Origin of the sequence: Curtobacterium sp. SL109 (genome assembly GCF_026672405.1) — a bacterium.
Classification (GTDB): Bacteria; Actinomycetota; Actinomycetes; order Actinomycetales; family Microbacteriaceae; genus Curtobacterium.
On sequence record NZ_JAPPRB010000002.1, the window covers coordinates 2906873 to 2922150 of the forward strand.

The window sequence follows — 15278 nt, forward strand, 5'->3', positions numbered from 1 at the left end:
CCGGCCGTCGGGCCGCCGCACGCCCGCCCTGGCGGCGACGCGCCGAGTCTCGGCCATGCGGACACCCTGCGGCCGGTTCCGGCGCGGACCTGTCCGCGGGAGCGAGTCTCGGCGCGGCCGCCGGGCGGCCGGACCGGCGCCCGCGGCTACGCGACCGCGACCGCGTCGGCCGGCTCGGCCTCGCGGCGCTGCACGCGCTGCCCCACCACGGCGGAGACGCCGTCCTGGCGCATCGACACCCCGTACAGCGCGTCGGCGATCTCCATCGTGCGCTTCTGATGCGTGATCACGATGAGCTGCGAGGTGTCGCGGAGCCGCTCGAACACGGTGAGAAGCCGGCCGAGGTTCGCGTCGTCGAGCGCCGCCTCGACCTCGTCCATGATGTAGAACGGCGACGGCCGGGCGGTGAAGATCGCCACGAGGAGTGCCACCGCCGCCAGGGACCGCTCCCCGCCGGACAGCAGGGTCAGCCGGTCGATCTTCTTGCCGGCGGGCTTCACCTGCACCTCGATGCCCGTCGCGAGCATGTCCGTGGGGTCCGTCAGCGTGATCGACCCCGATCCGCCGGGGAACAGGATCGGGAACACGACGTCGAAGGCGTCCTTCGTGTCGTTGAACGCCGACTCGAAGATCGTCTGCATCTTCGCGTCGAGCTCCTCGATGATCGTCATCAGGTCCGTGCGGGTCTTCTGCAGGTCCTCGAGCTGGTCGGTCAGGAACGCGTGCCGCTGCTCGAGCGCCTGGAACTCCTCGAGCGCCAGGGGGTTCACCCGGCCGAGCTGCCCGAGGTCGCGTTCGGCTGCCGCGAGCCGGCGCTCCTGCTCCGCGCGGACGTAGGGCACCGTCTCGACGTCGGCGGGGTCGACCTCGTCCGAGGCGTCGAACTCGGGCAGCGCCGGGCCACCGGGGAGCGTGGACTCGGCAGGCAGGAACCCGTCGGTGTCTTCGTCGGTCTGCGTGTCGGTGCTGTCCGCGTCGTCGCTGTCCGCCACGTCGCCGTCGCCGCCCGCAGCCGCTGCCGCCCGTTCGGCGTCCCGGTGCCGTCGCGCGAGCACCCGGGGGTCGATGAGCACGTCGACGGGCACCGGCACGTGCGGCCCGTACTCAGCCACGAGGACGGACTCCACCAGACCGAGTTCGCTCAGCGCCCGGTCCACCACGCCCGAGACGTGCAGCTTCTTCTCGTAGATCTCCATCTCGAGCGAGTGCACCCCGTCGGTGATCCGCTGCAGCCGGTCGCGGAGCTCGCGTTCCTCGGTGCGGATGGTCTGCAACTCGGTGTTCCGCTTCGCCCGCTCCGACTCCTCGGTCGCCAGGCGCACCCGGGCCTCGGCGAGCGAGCGGTCCACGGCGCCGAGCACCTCGGGCAGGTCGGCGAGCACGCGCTCGGCCGTCGCCATCTGTCCGCGCCGGATCACGGCGAGCCGTGCGGCCTCAGCGGCGGCGGCCCGCTCGGACGCGAGCTGCCGGTCGAGCTGGTCGGCGCGCGTCCGCTCGGAACGGGCGCGCTCGCGCACGGTCTCGACCTGGATGCGCTGTTCGATCTCCGCCGCACGAGCGGCCTCGAGCGCGTCGAGCAGCCCTTGCCGCTCCGAGGCGTCGACGCGGGGTCGCGGCTGCGCAGCGTGCTCCTGCTGCGCGCGGTCGGCGTCGGCGAGGGCCTGCTCCGCGGCCGCCACCGCCCCGTCCGTCTCCCCCAGGGCCGCCCGGAGGCGCTCGACCTCGGCAGCGGCGTTCTCCGCGCGTGCCCGGACCGACGCACTGGTGCGGTCGTACTCCGCCACCGCGGCGGCGTGCGCACGGCTCGCCCGGTCCGCGTCGTCCAGCTGGCGGCGCGCGTCGTCGACGGCGCTGCGCGCGGCCTGGAGGCTCGTGGCCGCGTCCTCGGCGTCGGTCGCGACCGCGTCACGTCGGACCACGGCGTCGTCGCGTTCGGCCGCGAGCTCGATGCGGGACGTGGTGCGGGCACCGCCACCCGTGACACGGACCGCGCGGACCAGGTCACCCGACCGTGTCACGACCGTGGCCTGCGGGGCGGCGGTGAGCACGGCCTCCAGGTCGACGTCGTCGGACACCACGACCAACGTGTCGGCGAGGATCGCGGCGAGGGCGGGCGGGCCGGTGACGAGGTCGAGGGCCGGACGGACGCCGTCGGGGACGGGGCCGGCGGAGCGTGTGCCGGCTGCGTCGGCGACGACGACGTCGATGCGGCCGATGTCCTCGGACCTGGCGTGGGTGACGGCGTCGAGCGCGGCGGAGCGGTCCTCCGCGAGGACCGCGTCGGCGAGGCCGTCGAGGGCGGCAGCGATCGCGCCCTCGTGGCCGGGTGTGACGTGGAGGCGGTCGGCCAGGCGGCCGACGATGCCGGCGCGACCGGCGTCGATGAGGGCCTGCGAGCCGTCGCGGACGTCGATCGACATGGCGAGGGCGGCGACGCGTGCGTCGAGCGCGTCGCGTTCACGTTCGAGCCCGTGCAGGCGGTCACGGAGGGCGTCGCGCTCGGTCTGCGCCTGCTCGAGACCGGCCCTGGCGGTCTCGAGCGCGGTCTGGAGGGCGTCCGGGTCGGCGTCGGCCGACGGGTCCGTGCCGACCTCGGCCAACGCGGCCTCGGCGGTGCGGGCGCGCTCGGCGGCCTCGGCGAGGGCACGCTCACGGCGCTCGCGGTCGGCGACGACGGACCCGCGCTTCGACCGCGCGACCTCGACGGCGCTCGTGAGACGCTGCGCGGCGAGGTCGTGCTGGGTGACGAGGGCCGCCTGCGCGGCGATCCGCTCGTCGAGGGCGTCGAGGGTGGCCCTGGCGGCACGGACGGTCTCGGCGGTCGCGACCATCCCGCCGGCCATCTCCGCGGCCTGGGCATCGAGCCGGGTGGCCTCGGCGCGGACCCCGTCGACCTGTTCCGGCGTGATCGTCGGGCCCTGCTGCGGCGTGTCCGCCTGCTGCGCGAGGAGCATCAGGCGCTGGTTCGCCAGGCTCGACAGGCCGCGGAGCCGCTCCTGCACGCTCTCCAGCCGGTGCACGACCGTGCGGGCGCGGTCCACGTCGTCGCCGACCATGCTCTGCTCGACCTGCTGCTGGCGCGTGCGGGTCTGGTCGAGGCGTTCGGACAGGACGATCCGCTCGGACTTCCGGCCGGCCTCGACCTCCTGGTGCTCGTGCAGCTCACGGCGCAGACGCACGACGTCGTCCGCGAGGATGCGGGCCTTGGCGTCCCGGGCGACGGCGGCGACGGACTGGGCCTTGCGGGCGACCTCCGCCTGGCGGCCCAGGGGCTTCAGCTGGCGGCGGATCTCCCCCGCCAGGTCGGACAGGCGCGTCAGGTTCGTCTGCATCGCGGCGAGCTTGCGGAGGGTCTTCTCCTTGCGGCGGCGGTGCTTGAGGATCCCGGCGGCCTCCTCGATGAAGCCGCGCCGGTCCTCCGGGGTGGCGCGCAGGACCTTGTCGAGCTGGCCCTGCCCGACGATCACGTGCATCTCGCGGCCGAGGCCGGTGTCGCTGAGGAGCTCCTGGACGTCGAGGAGCCGGCAGTTCTCGCCGTTGATGGCGTACTCGCTGCCGCCGTTGCGGAACAGCGTCCGGGCGATCGTGACCTCGGTGTAGTCGATCGGCAGCACACCGTCGGCGTTGTCGATGGTGAGCAGCACCTGTGCGCGGCCGAGCGGACCACGGCTCGAGGTGCCGGCGAAGATGACGTCCTCCATCGTGCCGCCGCGGAGGGTCTTCGCCCCCTGCTCCCCCATCACCCAGGCGAGGGCGTCGACGACGTTGGACTTGCCCGAGCCGTTCGGCCCGACGATGCACGTGACGCCGGGCTCGAACGCGAACGTCGTCGGCTGCGCGAAGGACTTGAACCCCTTGATGGTCAGGCTCTTCAAGTACATGCGGTCTCCGGGCTCCCTCGTTGCCGGAAGGCTAACGCCTGGTGGCCCGCGGACGCGGTTGGCACACGGGGCAACGGTGGCTGGACCGGTTCATGAAGGCCTCGCGCACGATCGGGGTGCCGCAGCGGGGGCACGGCTTGCCCTGCTGGCCGTAGACCGCGAGGCGCTGGGAGAAGTAGCCGGACTGCCCGTTGACGTTGACGTACTGGGCGTCGAAGCTCGTGCCGCCGTCCTCGAGCGCGCGGCCGAGCACCGCGCGGACCTCGGCGAGGAGCAGGCGCAGGTCAGCCCGGGTCAGCCGCTCCGCTGGACGGTCGTAGTGGAGCTTCGCGCCCCACAGCGACTCGTCGGCGTAGATGTTCCCGATGCCGCTGACGACGCCCTGGTCGAGCAGGACGCGCTTGATGCCGCTGGCGCGCTTCCGGGCCATCGCGATGAAGCGGTCGTCGTCGAACGCGGGGTCGAGCGGGTCGCGGGCGATGTGCGACACCTGGCTCGGGATGCTCCGGCGCCAGGACGCGTCCGGGTGCTCGTCGTCGACGTGCCCGGCGAAGCCGGCCGCGGCACCGTCGATCGTGGGGACCATCGTGTCGATCGCCATCGAGCCGAACGTGCGCTGGTCGACGAACTCGAGCTCGACCGGGGGTTCCTGCGTGCCGTCGCGGTCGGTGCCGGCGGGCTGGACCTCGAGCAGGATGCGGCGGTGCTTCGCCGCGGGTCGGTCACCTCGGCCGAGGAGGATCTGGCCGCTCATGCCGAGGTGGGCGACGAGGGCCTCAGGGTGCTCGGCGTGCTCGGTGTGCTCGGTGTGCTCGGTGTGCTCGGTGCTGGAGGCTTCGGGCTTCGGTGCTGGTTCGAGCGGCATCCAGAGGAACTTGCCACGCCGGACAGCTGCGGCGATGATCCGACCGGTCAGCCGGTGGGCGAAGTCCTCGCCGGGGCCGTCGTGCCGGGTGAGTGCCCGTTCGTCGAGGACGTGGACGGCGAGGACCCGGGCACCGCTGACCGCGGGTTCGAGGCCGGCGCGGACGACCTCGACCTCGGGGAGTTCCGGCACCTGGTCAGGCTCCGGGGGCGCTCGTCGTCGACGTCGACGTCGGGTCGGCTGTCTCGTCGGCCCGGCCGGACAGACGTGTCCAGGCTTCGAGGGCAGCGGACATCTCGGCGGCCTTCTTGCTCGAGCCCGAACCGGTGGCGACGTCCTCGCCCTGCAGCACGACCGTCGCGTGGAAGGTCTTGTCGTGGTCGGGGCCCTCTTCGGTGACCCGGTAGGCCGGGTTGCCGAGCGTCAGGGACGCGGCGAGCTCCTGCAGGCTGGTCTTCGGGTCCATCGCGGCGCCGAAGCGGTCCGGGTCGATCAGCAGCGGGTCGACGAGTCGCAGCACGAGCGCGGTCGCGGGGTCCGGTCCGGCCGAGAGGTACGTCGCGCCGATGATGGCCTCGACGGTGTCAGCGAGGATCGAGGACTTGTCGCGGCCGCCGGTCTGCTCCTCGCCCTTGCCGAGCCGGAGCCAGGCGCCGAGTCCGTTCAGACGGGCGATCTCTGCGAGGGCGACCGTGGACACCAGGCTGGCCCGGCGCTTGGCCAGGTCGCCTTCGTCGAGGTCGGGGAAGTCGCGGAAGAGCTTGACGGTGACGGCCTGCCCGAGGATCGAGTCGCCGAGGAACTCGAGGCGCTCGTTGTGTCGGATGCCGCCGTGCTCGTACGCGTACGAGCGGTGGGTGAGGGCGAGCTCGAGCAGGTCGAGGTCGACGTCCACCCCGAGGAGCGCACGCAGACGAACGACGTCCGACCCCACCGGGTTGGACCCCGCGGAGCCGGACGTCGCTGTCATGCGTTCAGTCCGGATCAGACGTCGGCGACCTTGCGGCCCTTGTACTCCATGTACAGGGGCGTGCCGGCCGAGTCCTCGACGACCTTCGCGCGGTGCGGGAGGCTGTAGGTGACCTGACCGTTCTCGATCGTCTTCACGAGCTGGACCGGTGCGGCCTTCCACTGCGAACGACGGGCGTGCGTGTTGGAACGTGACTGCTTGCGCTTCGGAACGGCCATGGTGGTTCTCTTTCGGTTGGTCGGTGGTCAGTCGGTGGGGGTGCGGTCACTCAGCCGAGTCGGCTTCGGTCCGCGCCGCGCCATCGGTGGCATCGGGGGCGGTGGTGGTGCTGTGCGTCGTGCTGCTGTCGTCGAACCGGAGCCCGTCCAGCGCGGCCCAACGGGGATCCGTGGGCCCGGAAGCGGGACGGTCACCGAGGTCTGCCAGACGTTCGCCCGTCACCGGGTCGAGGCCTGGGCAGTCCGGTCGGCAGACCGGCTGGAACGGCAGTGACAGCACCACTGCGTCTCGAACGACCGGTTCACAATCCACGTGGTCTTCGTGAACATGGAAGTCGAAATCCTCCGAGGGATCATACGCGAACAGCTCGGCGAAATCGACCTCGACGGGTTCGGAGATGTCGATGAGGCAGCGCGAGCACTGTCCGGTGGCCTCGGCTGACGCGTGCCCGGAGACGAGCACGCCCTCGTGGAGGCCTTCGAGGCGGAGCTCGATGTGCATCTCGTCGCCCTGACGGACGGCGACGACGCCGGCTCCGAGGTCCTCCAGAACGACGAGGTCGAGCGTGTGCTCGCGCATCTCGCCCGGTCGGTGCGCGAGGTCACGCACGCGCAGGGCGTAGGGGCTGTTCACGGGGGAAGACACGATCGACCATCCTAGCGCGGGACCGCTCCCACGTCGAGGAGCGGCGTGCCGTGTCGAGGCGTGGCGTGTTGCTGGCGTCCGCCGGGATCAGCGGAGGCGGTCGTGCAGTGCCCGCTCCACCACGGTGGGGACGTACGGCGTCACGTCACCGCCGAGCGTGGCGACCTGACGGATGAGCGAGCTGGAGACGTGGGCCCGCGAGGCCTCCGGCAGCAGGAACACCGTCTCGACGTCAGCGAGGTGCCGGTTCATGATCGCCATCGGGGTCTCGTAGGCGACGTCCTCCCCGGAACGCACGCCCTTCACCAGGACCGTCGCTCCGACCTGGCGGCAGTAGTCGACGAGCAGCCCGGCGGTCCACTCCCCGACCCGGATGTTGCTCGGCGCGCCGACCTCGGCGAAGGACTCCTCGATGAGCCGGACCCGGTCGACGGCCTCGAACATCGCCGTCGACTTCGCCGGGTTGTGGACCACGAGGACGTGGACCTCTTCGAACAGCCCCGCCGCACGCCCGATCACGTCGAGGTGCCCGAGGGTCACGGGGTCGAAGGAGCCGGGGACCACCGCGATCTGCGTCATGGCGTCGACGATACCGGCGGTGCCCGTCGGGGTGCGTTCGGGGTGCGTTCGGGGTGCGTTCGGGTCGTGGGGAGCCCGGGTCAGTTCTTGCCGAGGAACGCCGCGTCGGACTCGTCGAGCCGCCGGGCCAGGGCGTCGCGCAGCTCGGGCTGGTCGGCGAGGTCGGGGTCGCGCTCGAGCAGGCGCTCGGCCTCTTCTCGCGCATCGACGATGACGTCGGCGTCCCGCACGACCCGCAGGAGGTTGAGCGACGAGCGCCCGCCGGACTGTCGTTCGCCGAGCACGTCGCCCTCGCGCCGGAGCTCGAGGTCGACCCGGGCCAGCTCGAAGCCGTCGTCCGTGGCCGCCACGGCGTCGACGCGTTCGCGGGAGGTCGTCTCGTCCTCGGCGGCGGTCACGAGCAGACACACGCCCGGGTACTGGCCACGGCCGATGCGTCCGCGGAGCTGGTGCAGCTGCGACACCCCGAAGCGGTCGGCGTCGAGGATCGCCATCATCGACGCGTTCGGCACGTCCACCCCGACCTCGATCACGGTCGTCGCGACGAGGACGTCGACGTCGCCGGCGGCGAACGCGGTCATCACGCGGTCCTTCTCGTCGCCGGACATCCGGCCGTGCAGGACCTCGATCCGCCGGCCCTGCAGGACCGGCATCCCGCGCATGCGCTCCGCCGTGGCCAGCACCGTCGCCGGGGTGCGCTTCGGGGCGTCCTCGTCCGTCTCCGGGTCGGGCTCGCCGTCGTCCTCGGCGTGGGCGTCGTCGATCGCCGGGCACACCACGAAGGCCTGGCGGCCGGATGCGAGTTCCTCGGCCATCCGGGTCCAGATGCGCGACTCCCAGCCCGGGTGCTCGGCGAGGCCCACCGTGAAGGTCTCGACGCCGGCACGGCCGGACGGCATGCCCGCGATGGTGGAGACGTCGAGGTCGCCGAACACCGTCATCGCCACGGTGCGCGGGATCGGCGTCGCCGTGAGCACGAGCACGTGCGGCGGGGCCTGGCCCTTCGTCCGGAGGGCCTCGCGCTGCTCGACACCGAACCGGTGCTGCTCGTCGACGACGACGAGGCCGAGCTCGGCGAAGTCCACACGGTCGCCGAGGAGCGCGTGCGTGCCGACGACCAACCGCGACCCACCCGAGGCCGCGGCGAGGAGGGAGCGTCGGCGTTCGTCCGTCGACTGCGACCCGGTCAGGATCACCGGGCGCAGCTCCGCGGCGAGGTCGGGGCCGAGGAACTTGACGATGGACCGCAGGTGCTGGGCGGCGAGCACCTCCTTCGGGGCGATGAGCGCGGACTGCCCGCCGGACTCCGCGACGGTGAGCATCGCGCGGATCGCCACGAGGGTCTTGCCCGAGCCGACCTCCCCCTGCACGAGCCGGTGCATCGGCCAGTCCCCGGCCAGGTCGTGCGCGATCTCGTCGCCCACGGAGCGCTGGTCCTCGGTCAGGGTGAAGGGGAGCGTGGCGTCGAAGCGCTCGAGGACCCCGCCCGGGGACGCCGTGCGCGGGGTCGAGGCGGTCGCGCGGGCGGCGATGCGGCGCTGGACCAGGGCGGTCTGCAGCACGAAGGCCTCGCGGTACCGGAGGGCGTCCTGGGCCCGCTTGAAGTCGGCGACCTTCTCGGGGCGGTGCAGCAGCTCGAGGGCACGGCGGAACGGCACCAGGTCGAGCCGAGCCCGCACCGATGCGGGCACCGGGTCGGCGATCTCCGGCAGCGTGTCGAGCACCACGGCCATGGCCTTGGCGATCTGCCACGACGACAGGGACGCGGTGGCCGGGTAGATCGGGATCGGCTGGCGGGAGAAGCGGATCGCCTCGTCGGACTCGGGGTCCGCCGAAGCCCGTGGGTCGTCGGCGTCGAACAGCTCGTAGTCCGGGTGGGCCAGCTGTCGAGCGCCGCGGTAGTCACCGACCTTGCCCGCGAAGATCCCGCGGGCACCGACCACGAGGTCCTTGGTCCGCCAGCCCTGGTTGAAGAACGTCAGCGTGAGCAGGCCCTTGCCGTCGCCGATCTTGGCTTCGAGGATGGAGCCACGACGCTGGCGCATCGTGCGTTCCCGGACGTCGACGACCTCGGCGACGATGGTGACGGCCTCCCCGATCGCGAGCGAGTCGAGCGCCGTGAGGGCCCCGCGCTCGGCGTACCGACGCGGCGCGTGCTCGAGGAAGTCGCCCACCGTGCGGTGCCCGAACGCCTTCTCGACGGCCTTGGCGGTGCGGCCGCCGAGCACGTTCGCCAGGCGGGTGTCGAGCGGCGCCGGCGCCCATGCGGTGCCCGCGGGCAGGTCCGTCGCCGCGGAGGCGTCGGCTGCGGACGCATCCGCCGCACCGGGGGCGGCGGCAGACGACGCGCTCGTGCGCGCAGCGGCTCGTGAGGTGACCACACGGCAACGGTACCCGGGACGGCCGACGTGCACCGAGCCTCCGATCCGGCCTGTGGACAACCGCTGCGGGCCCGCGGGCGGCCGCTACGGTTGCTGCATGACCCGCATCATCGCCGGCGCCGCCGGCTCCACGACGCTCCGGGTGCCGAAGTCGGGTACCCGCCCGACCAGCGACCGCGTGCGCGAGGCGCTGTTCTCCTCGCTGGAGTCCCGCGGGCTCGTCGACGACACCGCGGTGGCCGACCTGTACGCGGGCACCGGCGCCCTGGGGCTCGAAGCCGCGTCGCGCGGCGCGGTGGAGGTCGTCCTGGTCGACCGCGCGGCCGCCGCGGCCACGGCCTGTCGCGAGAACGCGCGGATCGTGAAGCAGCGGGTGCCCGGTGTCCGCATCGACGTGCACGCGCAGCCCGCGCTCGGGTTCCTGCGCGGGACCGTCCGGACCTTCGATCTGGTCTTCATCGACCCGCCGTACGAGGTCACCGAGCACGAGATCGCCGAGGTGCTCGAGGCCCTGGTGCCGCGGCTGACCGCGGACGCCGTGGTCGTCGTGGAGCGGAGCAAGCGCTCCCCCGAGCCGAGCTGGCCCGCGGGGCTCGAACCCTTCAGCAAGCGCAGCTACGGCGAGACCGTCGCGTGGGAGGCCGTGGTCGCAGCGGCCTGATCCGCGACGGGCTGCGACCCGACCCGGAACGACACCATCGCTGTCGTACGACCTCGACGTTGTCGCGCACCGCCCCAGCAGACGCCCGTGCCCGCGGCGCACGACCCGGAACGACACCACGCCGCACCACACCGCCTCCTCAGCCCGCGACGCCGTCCCAGTCCGCGTAGGGGTCCCATCCCGTGGTCGGCACCGGCTCGCCCGCGCGCAGCAGGTCCGCCTCGCCACGCGGGACCACCACCCCGATGCGCCGGAAGCCCCCGGGCAGCGTGACGTCCGCGGGGAAGGTCGCGAGCAGGCCGTGGTCCTCGCCCCCGTGCAGCGCGATCTCATCCGAGACGACACCGACACCAGCAGCGGCACCGGCACCGGCACCGGCGTCGAGCTCGAGCGTCACCCGACTTGCCCGCGCGAGCCGCCCGGCGTCGATCGCGAGCCCGTCCGACAGGTCGAGCATCGCCGTGGCCCCGGCGACACCGGCGGCGGGACCGTCAGTGATCGGCGGCACCGGGCGACGCTGCCGTCCGACGTCCGGGTCGGTGTCCAGTCCCGACGTCCGCACCGCTGCGGCCGAGGGCTCCCCGTGCACGTCGACGCCGTCGCGGAACAGCCGCCCGAGTCCCCGGGCCGCGGCGCCGAGCTCACCGGACACCGCCAGGACGTCCCCGACCCGGGCGCCCGACCGGAGCACCGGAGCCCGGCCCTCGAGGTCGCCGAACGCCGTCACCGCGACCGTGAACGCCGACGAGGTCGACAGGTCCCCGCCCACGACACCACAGTCGGGCGCGAGTGCCGCGACCGCCAGCCGGAAGCCGTCCGCGATGCCCTCGAGCACCGCCACGGGGGTGTCCTGCGGCGCCGCCAGCGCGACGACGAGCCCGGACGGCACGGCGCCCATCGCGGCGACGTCGGAGAGGTTCGTGGCGGCGGCCTTCCAGCCGACGTCCTCGGGCGAGGACCACGCCCACCGGAAGTCCGGCCCGTGCACCATGAGGTCCGTCGTGACGACGAAGCGTCCGTCCGGCGCGGCCACCACCGCGCAGTCGTCCCCGGGGCCCACCAGCGGCGAGCCCGTCGGCAGCCTGGAGACCACCCGGTCGAGCACGACGAGTTCGCCCAGCTCCCCCACGGTCGGTCCGGTCCAGGGGTCCACGGGTCCGCTCGACTCGTCCGTCTCGTCCACACGAGAACGGTAGCCTGGTCGACGATGGACACCGCGCGCCGCACCACCCGGATCACCGCCGGACTCGCGCTGCTCGTCGCCGTGGCCGGTGTGCTCACCGGGTGCACGAACGCGGTCCCGATGACGGCCGCCCCGTCGGCGAACGCCGCGGCGTGCGCGAACGCGCAGGTCCGGCTCCCGGAGACGGTCGACACGAAGTACGCGCTCCGCAACACGAACGCGCAGTCGACCGCCGCATGGGGTGACCCCTCGGCCGCGGTCTACCACTGCGGCGTGGCCGTCCCGACGGTCTCCGACCTGCCGTGCTTCTCGCAGGGGTCTGTCGACTGGATCCGCGACGACCGCGGCAAGCAGGTCGTCTACACGACGTTCGGGCGCGACCCGGCCGTGCAGGTCGTCATCGACACGTCGAAGACGACCGCGTCCGTGCTGCAGGACGTCGGCAACGCGGTCGACTCCCTGCCGAAGGACGGCCACGAGTGCCTCGACCCGTCCCAGGTGCAGGGCTGACCGGTCAGGACACCCCGCTCACGTCTGCTGAGCGGTCAGGTCCCGTCGCCTGACGGCGCCGCAGGCGACGACTGGTGACCATTCGGAGCACAGCGGTGCGTCGTGACTAGCCGCCGGACGGGAGGCTCGGCGCACGTCCGGCACCGAGCCTCCCGTCCGATGCAACGCGCGTTCCCACCTGCTGACGCGGCGTCGGCGAGTCGGAACGCGCGTTGCAGGTCAGAACTTCCGACCCCCTACGCGCGAAACGACTCACCGCGCGCGGGAGAACCACCGGCGCGTCAGCGGATGGCGGCGCGCCCCAGCTCGATGAGCTCGGCGACGAGCTCGGGGTAGGACACCCCGGTCGCCGCCCAGCACCGCGGGTACATCGAGAACGGCGTGAAGCCGGGCATCGTGTTGACCTCGTTCACGACGAAGCCGTCGTCGGTGAGGAAGCAGTCGACGCGGGCCAGGCCCGAGCCGCCGATGGCCTCGAACGCGCGGGCCCCGATGGAGCGGATCGCGTCGGTCTCGTCCTCGGTCAGGGGCGCCGGGCAGAGGAGCTGCTCGTCGCCGCCGAGGTACTTGGCGGCGAAGTCGTAGAAGCCGTCCTCGGCGACGACGATCTCGCCGGGCAGGCTGGTGCGCGGGACGCCGTCACGGCCCTCGAGCACGGCGACCTCGACCTCGCGACCGAGGACCCGGGGCTCGACGATGACCTTGCTGTCGTGCTCGAAGGCGAGGTCCATCGCGGCGCCGAGCTCGGACGGCTCGTCGACGCGCGAGACGCCCATGCTCGACCCGGCGCGGGCGGGCTTGACGAACAGCGGCCAGCCGTGGATCGCGATGCTCTCCGCGATGCCGAGGCGGTCAGCGTCCCACTCGCGGCGGAGCACCGTGGACCACGGGGCGACCCGGAGGCCCGCGTGTTCGAGGACCGCCTTGGCGACGTGCTTGTCCATGGCGAGGGCGCTGGCGAGCACGCCGTCCCCGACGTACGGCAGCCCGGCGATCTCGAGCATGCCCTGGATGGTGCCGTCCTCGCCGAAGGGTCCGTGCAGGATCGGGAAGACGATGTCGACGGCGACGGTGGTGACAGAGCCGTCGGGGTGTTCGACCGTGAGCTCGCGGGGCTCGGCCGCGCTCGGGAACCGCACGCGGGTGCCGTTGTCCGGCACCACCGGCAGGTGCTGGCCGTCGAGGGCCCATGCCGACGGGTCGTCGGGCTGGAGCGTGAAGTCGCCGTCCTTGGTGATGCCGACGGGGACGACGTCGTACGCGGTCCGGTCGACGGCGTCCATGATGCCGCCGGCGGTGACGCAGCTGATCTCGTGCTCGCTGGAGCGGCCGCCGAACAGGACGACGACGGTGGTGGTGCTGGTCATGGACGCTCCTGGTTGCAGAGTGGCCGGACCGGTCACTCGCCCTGGGGCTCGTCGGTCTCGGTGAGGTGCGGTGCGATGTTGCGCGGATCGAGCCTACCGGCGAGGACCTCGGCGACCTGGCCCACGATGGGCATGTCGACGCCGTTCGCCGCGGCGAGCTCGAGGATCGGCGCGACGGACGCCAGCCCCTCGGCGGTCTGGTTCATCTGCCGGACGACCTCGTCGAAGCGGTACCCCTGGCCGAGCAGCCGACCGGCGGTGTTGTTGCGCGAGAGCGGGGACTGGCACGTGGCGATGAGGTCGCCGAGGCCCGCGAGCCCGGACAGCGTCGAGGGCTGCGCACCGAGCGACACCGCGAACTCGGTCATCTCGGCGAGGCCGCGCGTGATGATCGACGCCTTGGTGTTCTCGCCGTAGCCGACGCCGTCCACGATGCCGATCGCCACGGCGATGAGGTTCTTCAGCACACCGCCGAACTCGGTGCCGATGACGTCCGTGTTGATGAACGACCGGAAGTACGGGTTCGTGGCGACCGCGGCGACGGCGGTCGCGGTGTCCACGCTCGACGACGAGATGACGGCGGCGGTCGGCTGGCGGCGGGCGATCTCGAGCGCCAGGTTCGGCCCGCTCGCGACGGCGATGCGGTCCTGGTCGATGCCGAGGCCCTGGAGCAGGACCTCGCTCATCCGGAGGCCCGTGCCCTTCTCGACGCCCTTCATCAGGCTGACGACGGGGACGCCGGCTGGCAGCAGCTCGCGGATCGCGTCGAGGTTCGAGCGCAGGGTCTGCGACGGCACCGAGACGTAGACCTGCTCGGCGCCCTCGAGCACCCGGGCCAGCGAGGTGTTGGCGGTCAGGGTGCGGGGCAGGTTGATGCCGGGGAGGTACTCGGAGTTGCGCTTGGTCTCGGTGATCTCGCGGGCGATCTCCGGACGGCGGGCCCAGAGGACCGTCTCCGCGCCGCCCTCGGCGAGGACCTTCGCGAACGTGGTGCCCCAGCTGCCGGCACCGATGACGGCGACGCGCGGCTTGTCGGTGGACTGCATGACGACGCGGATGGCCGCGGTGTCGACGGCGCCGCGCGCGGCGACGGAGGGGTCCGGGTGGTCGTCGTGCGGGCGGAGGCCGGGCGCGGTGGTCCGGTCGGCTGCGTCACTCAAACTTGCCGGTCTCCTTCTGGTTGTTCGCACTCGGGTCCCAGCGCTGCTCGGGTGCCCGTTCGCCGCGCAGCTGTTCGACGAGCGCGGTGATCTGCGCCATCAGCTCCGCCGTCACCTCGGCCAGCAGCTGCTGGTCGAGGGGCTTGCCGCGGTACGCCGACAGGTCCATTGGCTCACCGACGATGACGTCCACGTGCGCCTGCCGGAACAGGTGCAGCTTCTTGGAGTACCGCGGCATGATCCGCTGCGTGCCCCAGTGGGCCATCGGGATGAGCGGGACGTCGTTCTCGAGCGCGATCCGTGCGGCGCCGGTCTTGCCGCGCATCGGCCACAGGTCGGGGTCACGGGTGAGCGTGCCCTCGGGGTAGACGATCACCGCGCCGCCCTGCTCGACCAGGCTGCGGCCGCCGCCGAGCGGGTCGTTGAGGCGCGTGCGCCCCGACCGCTCGACGGGGATCTGGCCCATGCCCGTCATCAGGCGCCCGACGACCGGCACGCGGAAGATCGACGCCTTGGCGAGGAACCGCGGCAGGCGTCGGGACACCCAGACCGCGGTGCCGACCACCAGGGGGTCGATGTTCGTGTAGTGGTTCGGCGCGAGGACGAACGCCCCCCGCTCGGGCAGGCGGTTCGGCCCGTGCCAGCGGTAGGCCGACACCCAGCGGAACAGCGGGATGACGAAGACCGAGGTGATGCGGAAGGCGATGTTGCGCTCGCCCCGCTTCCACCGCCGGCCCGGGTTGGGCAGGCCGGTGGTCACGGTGTCGAGAGCGCCGCCGCCGAGGCGGTCGGAGCCGTTGAGCGCTCGGCCGTCGTCGGAGCGGTCGGAACCGTCCCCGTGCGATCGTGCAGCCATC

Annotated in this window: 13 protein-coding genes; 2 read left to right on the forward strand and 11 right to left on the reverse strand. The window is 72.8% G+C overall.

All coding sequences use genetic code 11. The features are described from left to right. Window positions 1-146 precede the first annotated feature (146 nt). The 7 genes from OVA28_RS15245 to OVA28_RS15275 all read right to left on the reverse strand — a co-directional run bounded on the left by OVA28_RS15245 (window position 147) and on the right by OVA28_RS15275 (window position 9441). Window positions 147-3881, reverse strand: a complete 3735-nt coding sequence (locus tag OVA28_RS15245) for a chromosome segregation SMC family protein (RefSeq protein ID WP_268097546.1) — start codon at window positions 3879-3881, stop codon at window positions 147-149. 31 nt (window positions 3882-3912) lie between these two features. Then, window positions 3913-4938 carry a bifunctional DNA-formamidopyrimidine glycosylase/DNA-(apurinic or apyrimidinic site) lyase gene (mutM, locus tag OVA28_RS15250; protein ID WP_268097547.1) on the reverse strand — a complete coding sequence of 342 codons (1026 nt, stop codon included), beginning with the start codon at window positions 4936-4938 and terminating at the stop codon, window positions 3913-3915. A 4-nt stretch (window positions 4939-4942) separates the two neighbouring features. Further along, window positions 4943-5716, reverse strand: a complete 774-nt coding sequence (gene rnc, locus OVA28_RS15255) for a ribonuclease III (protein ID WP_194660239.1) — start codon at window positions 5714-5716, stop codon at window positions 4943-4945. A gap of 14 nt (window positions 5717-5730) precedes the next feature. Then, on the reverse strand, window positions 5731-5934 hold the full coding sequence (gene rpmF, locus OVA28_RS15260) for a 50S ribosomal protein L32 (protein ID WP_071273047.1): 204 nt from the start codon (window positions 5932-5934) through the stop codon (window positions 5731-5733). Window positions 5935-5980: 46 nt separating this feature from the next. Then, window positions 5981-6568: a DUF177 domain-containing protein gene (locus tag OVA28_RS15265; protein ID WP_268098225.1), complete on the reverse strand. Its 588-nt coding sequence runs from the start codon at window positions 6566-6568 to the stop codon at window positions 5981-5983. Between the two features lie 99 nt (window positions 6569-6667). Further along, window positions 6668-7159: a pantetheine-phosphate adenylyltransferase gene (gene coaD, locus OVA28_RS15270; RefSeq protein WP_268097548.1), complete on the reverse strand. Its 492-nt coding sequence runs from the start codon at window positions 7157-7159 to the stop codon at window positions 6668-6670. Between the two features lie 80 nt (window positions 7160-7239). After that, the gene (locus OVA28_RS15275; RefSeq protein ID WP_442780829.1) at window positions 7240-9441 is read right to left on the reverse strand and encodes an ATP-dependent DNA helicase RecG; all 2202 of its coding nucleotides are present in this window, start codon (window positions 9439-9441) and stop codon (window positions 7240-7242) included. A gap of 196 nt (window positions 9442-9637) precedes the next feature. Between OVA28_RS15275 and OVA28_RS15280 the strand changes: the two genes are divergently transcribed. Next, window positions 9638-10201 carry an RsmD family RNA methyltransferase gene (locus tag OVA28_RS15280; protein ID WP_194660237.1) on the forward strand — a complete coding sequence of 188 codons (564 nt, stop codon included), beginning with the start codon at window positions 9638-9640 and terminating at the stop codon, window positions 10199-10201. Window positions 10202-10340: 139 nt separating this feature from the next. On the opposite strand, the gene thiL is transcribed toward OVA28_RS15280, so the two are convergent. Then, window positions 10341-11384 carry a thiamine-phosphate kinase gene (gene thiL, locus OVA28_RS15285; RefSeq protein WP_268097549.1) on the reverse strand — a complete coding sequence of 348 codons (1044 nt, stop codon included), beginning with the start codon at window positions 11382-11384 and terminating at the stop codon, window positions 10341-10343. Between the two features lie 24 nt (window positions 11385-11408). Between thiL and OVA28_RS15290 the strand changes: the two genes are divergently transcribed. After that, window positions 11409-11894 (forward strand): DUF3515 family protein, encoded by a 486-nt coding sequence (locus OVA28_RS15290; protein ID WP_268097550.1) that lies wholly within the window; start codon window positions 11409-11411, stop codon window positions 11892-11894. Window positions 11895-12175: 281 nt separating this feature from the next. Here the strand turns inward: OVA28_RS15290 and OVA28_RS15295 are convergent, their stop codons facing one another. From OVA28_RS15295 to OVA28_RS15305, 3 genes are all read right to left on the reverse strand, one after another. Beyond that, a complete protein-coding gene (locus tag OVA28_RS15295; RefSeq protein WP_268097551.1) occupies window positions 12176-13261 on the reverse strand; it encodes a D-alanine--D-alanine ligase family protein in 1086 nt (361 codons plus the stop codon). 32 nt (window positions 13262-13293) lie between these two features. Further along, window positions 13294-14307, reverse strand: coding sequence for an NAD(P)H-dependent glycerol-3-phosphate dehydrogenase (locus OVA28_RS15300; RefSeq protein WP_194660785.1), 1014 nt, complete (start codon window positions 14305-14307; stop codon window positions 13294-13296). A 106-nt stretch (window positions 14308-14413) separates the two neighbouring features. Then, the gene (locus OVA28_RS15305; RefSeq protein WP_268097552.1) at window positions 14414-15277 is read right to left on the reverse strand and encodes a lysophospholipid acyltransferase family protein; all 864 of its coding nucleotides are present in this window, start codon (window positions 15275-15277) and stop codon (window positions 14414-14416) included. Window position 15278 lies beyond the last annotated feature (1 nt).

Excerpts from the sequence above, each read along its gene's own strand:
- OVA28_RS15245 (WP_268097546.1), bottom strand. The coding sequence starts at position 3,881 with ATGTACTTGAAGAGCCTGACCATCAAGGGGTTCAAGTCCTTCGCGCAG.
- rnc (WP_194660239.1), bottom strand. The coding sequence starts at position 5,716 with ATGACAGCGACGTCCGGCTCCGCGGGGTCCAACCCGGTGGGGTCGGAC.
- rpmF (WP_071273047.1), bottom strand. The coding sequence starts at position 5,934 with ATGGCCGTTCCGAAGCGCAAGCAGTCACGTTCCAACACGCACGCCCGT.
- coaD (WP_268097548.1), bottom strand. The coding sequence starts at position 7,159 with ATGACGCAGATCGCGGTGGTCCCCGGCTCCTTCGACCCCGTGACCCTC.
- OVA28_RS15280 (WP_194660237.1), top strand. The coding sequence starts at position 9,638 with ATGACCCGCATCATCGCCGGCGCCGCCGGCTCCACGACGCTCCGGGTG.
- OVA28_RS15290 (WP_268097550.1), top strand. The coding sequence starts at position 11,409 with ATGGACACCGCGCGCCGCACCACCCGGATCACCGCCGGACTCGCGCTG.
- OVA28_RS15295 (WP_268097551.1), bottom strand. The coding sequence starts at position 13,261 with ATGACCAGCACCACCACCGTCGTCGTCCTGTTCGGCGGCCGCTCCAGC.
- OVA28_RS15300 (WP_194660785.1), bottom strand. The coding sequence starts at position 14,307 with ATGCAGTCCACCGACAAGCCGCGCGTCGCCGTCATCGGTGCCGGCAGC.
- OVA28_RS15305 (WP_268097552.1), bottom strand. The coding sequence starts at position 15,277 with ATGGCTGCACGATCGCACGGGGACGGTTCCGACCGCTCCGACGACGGC.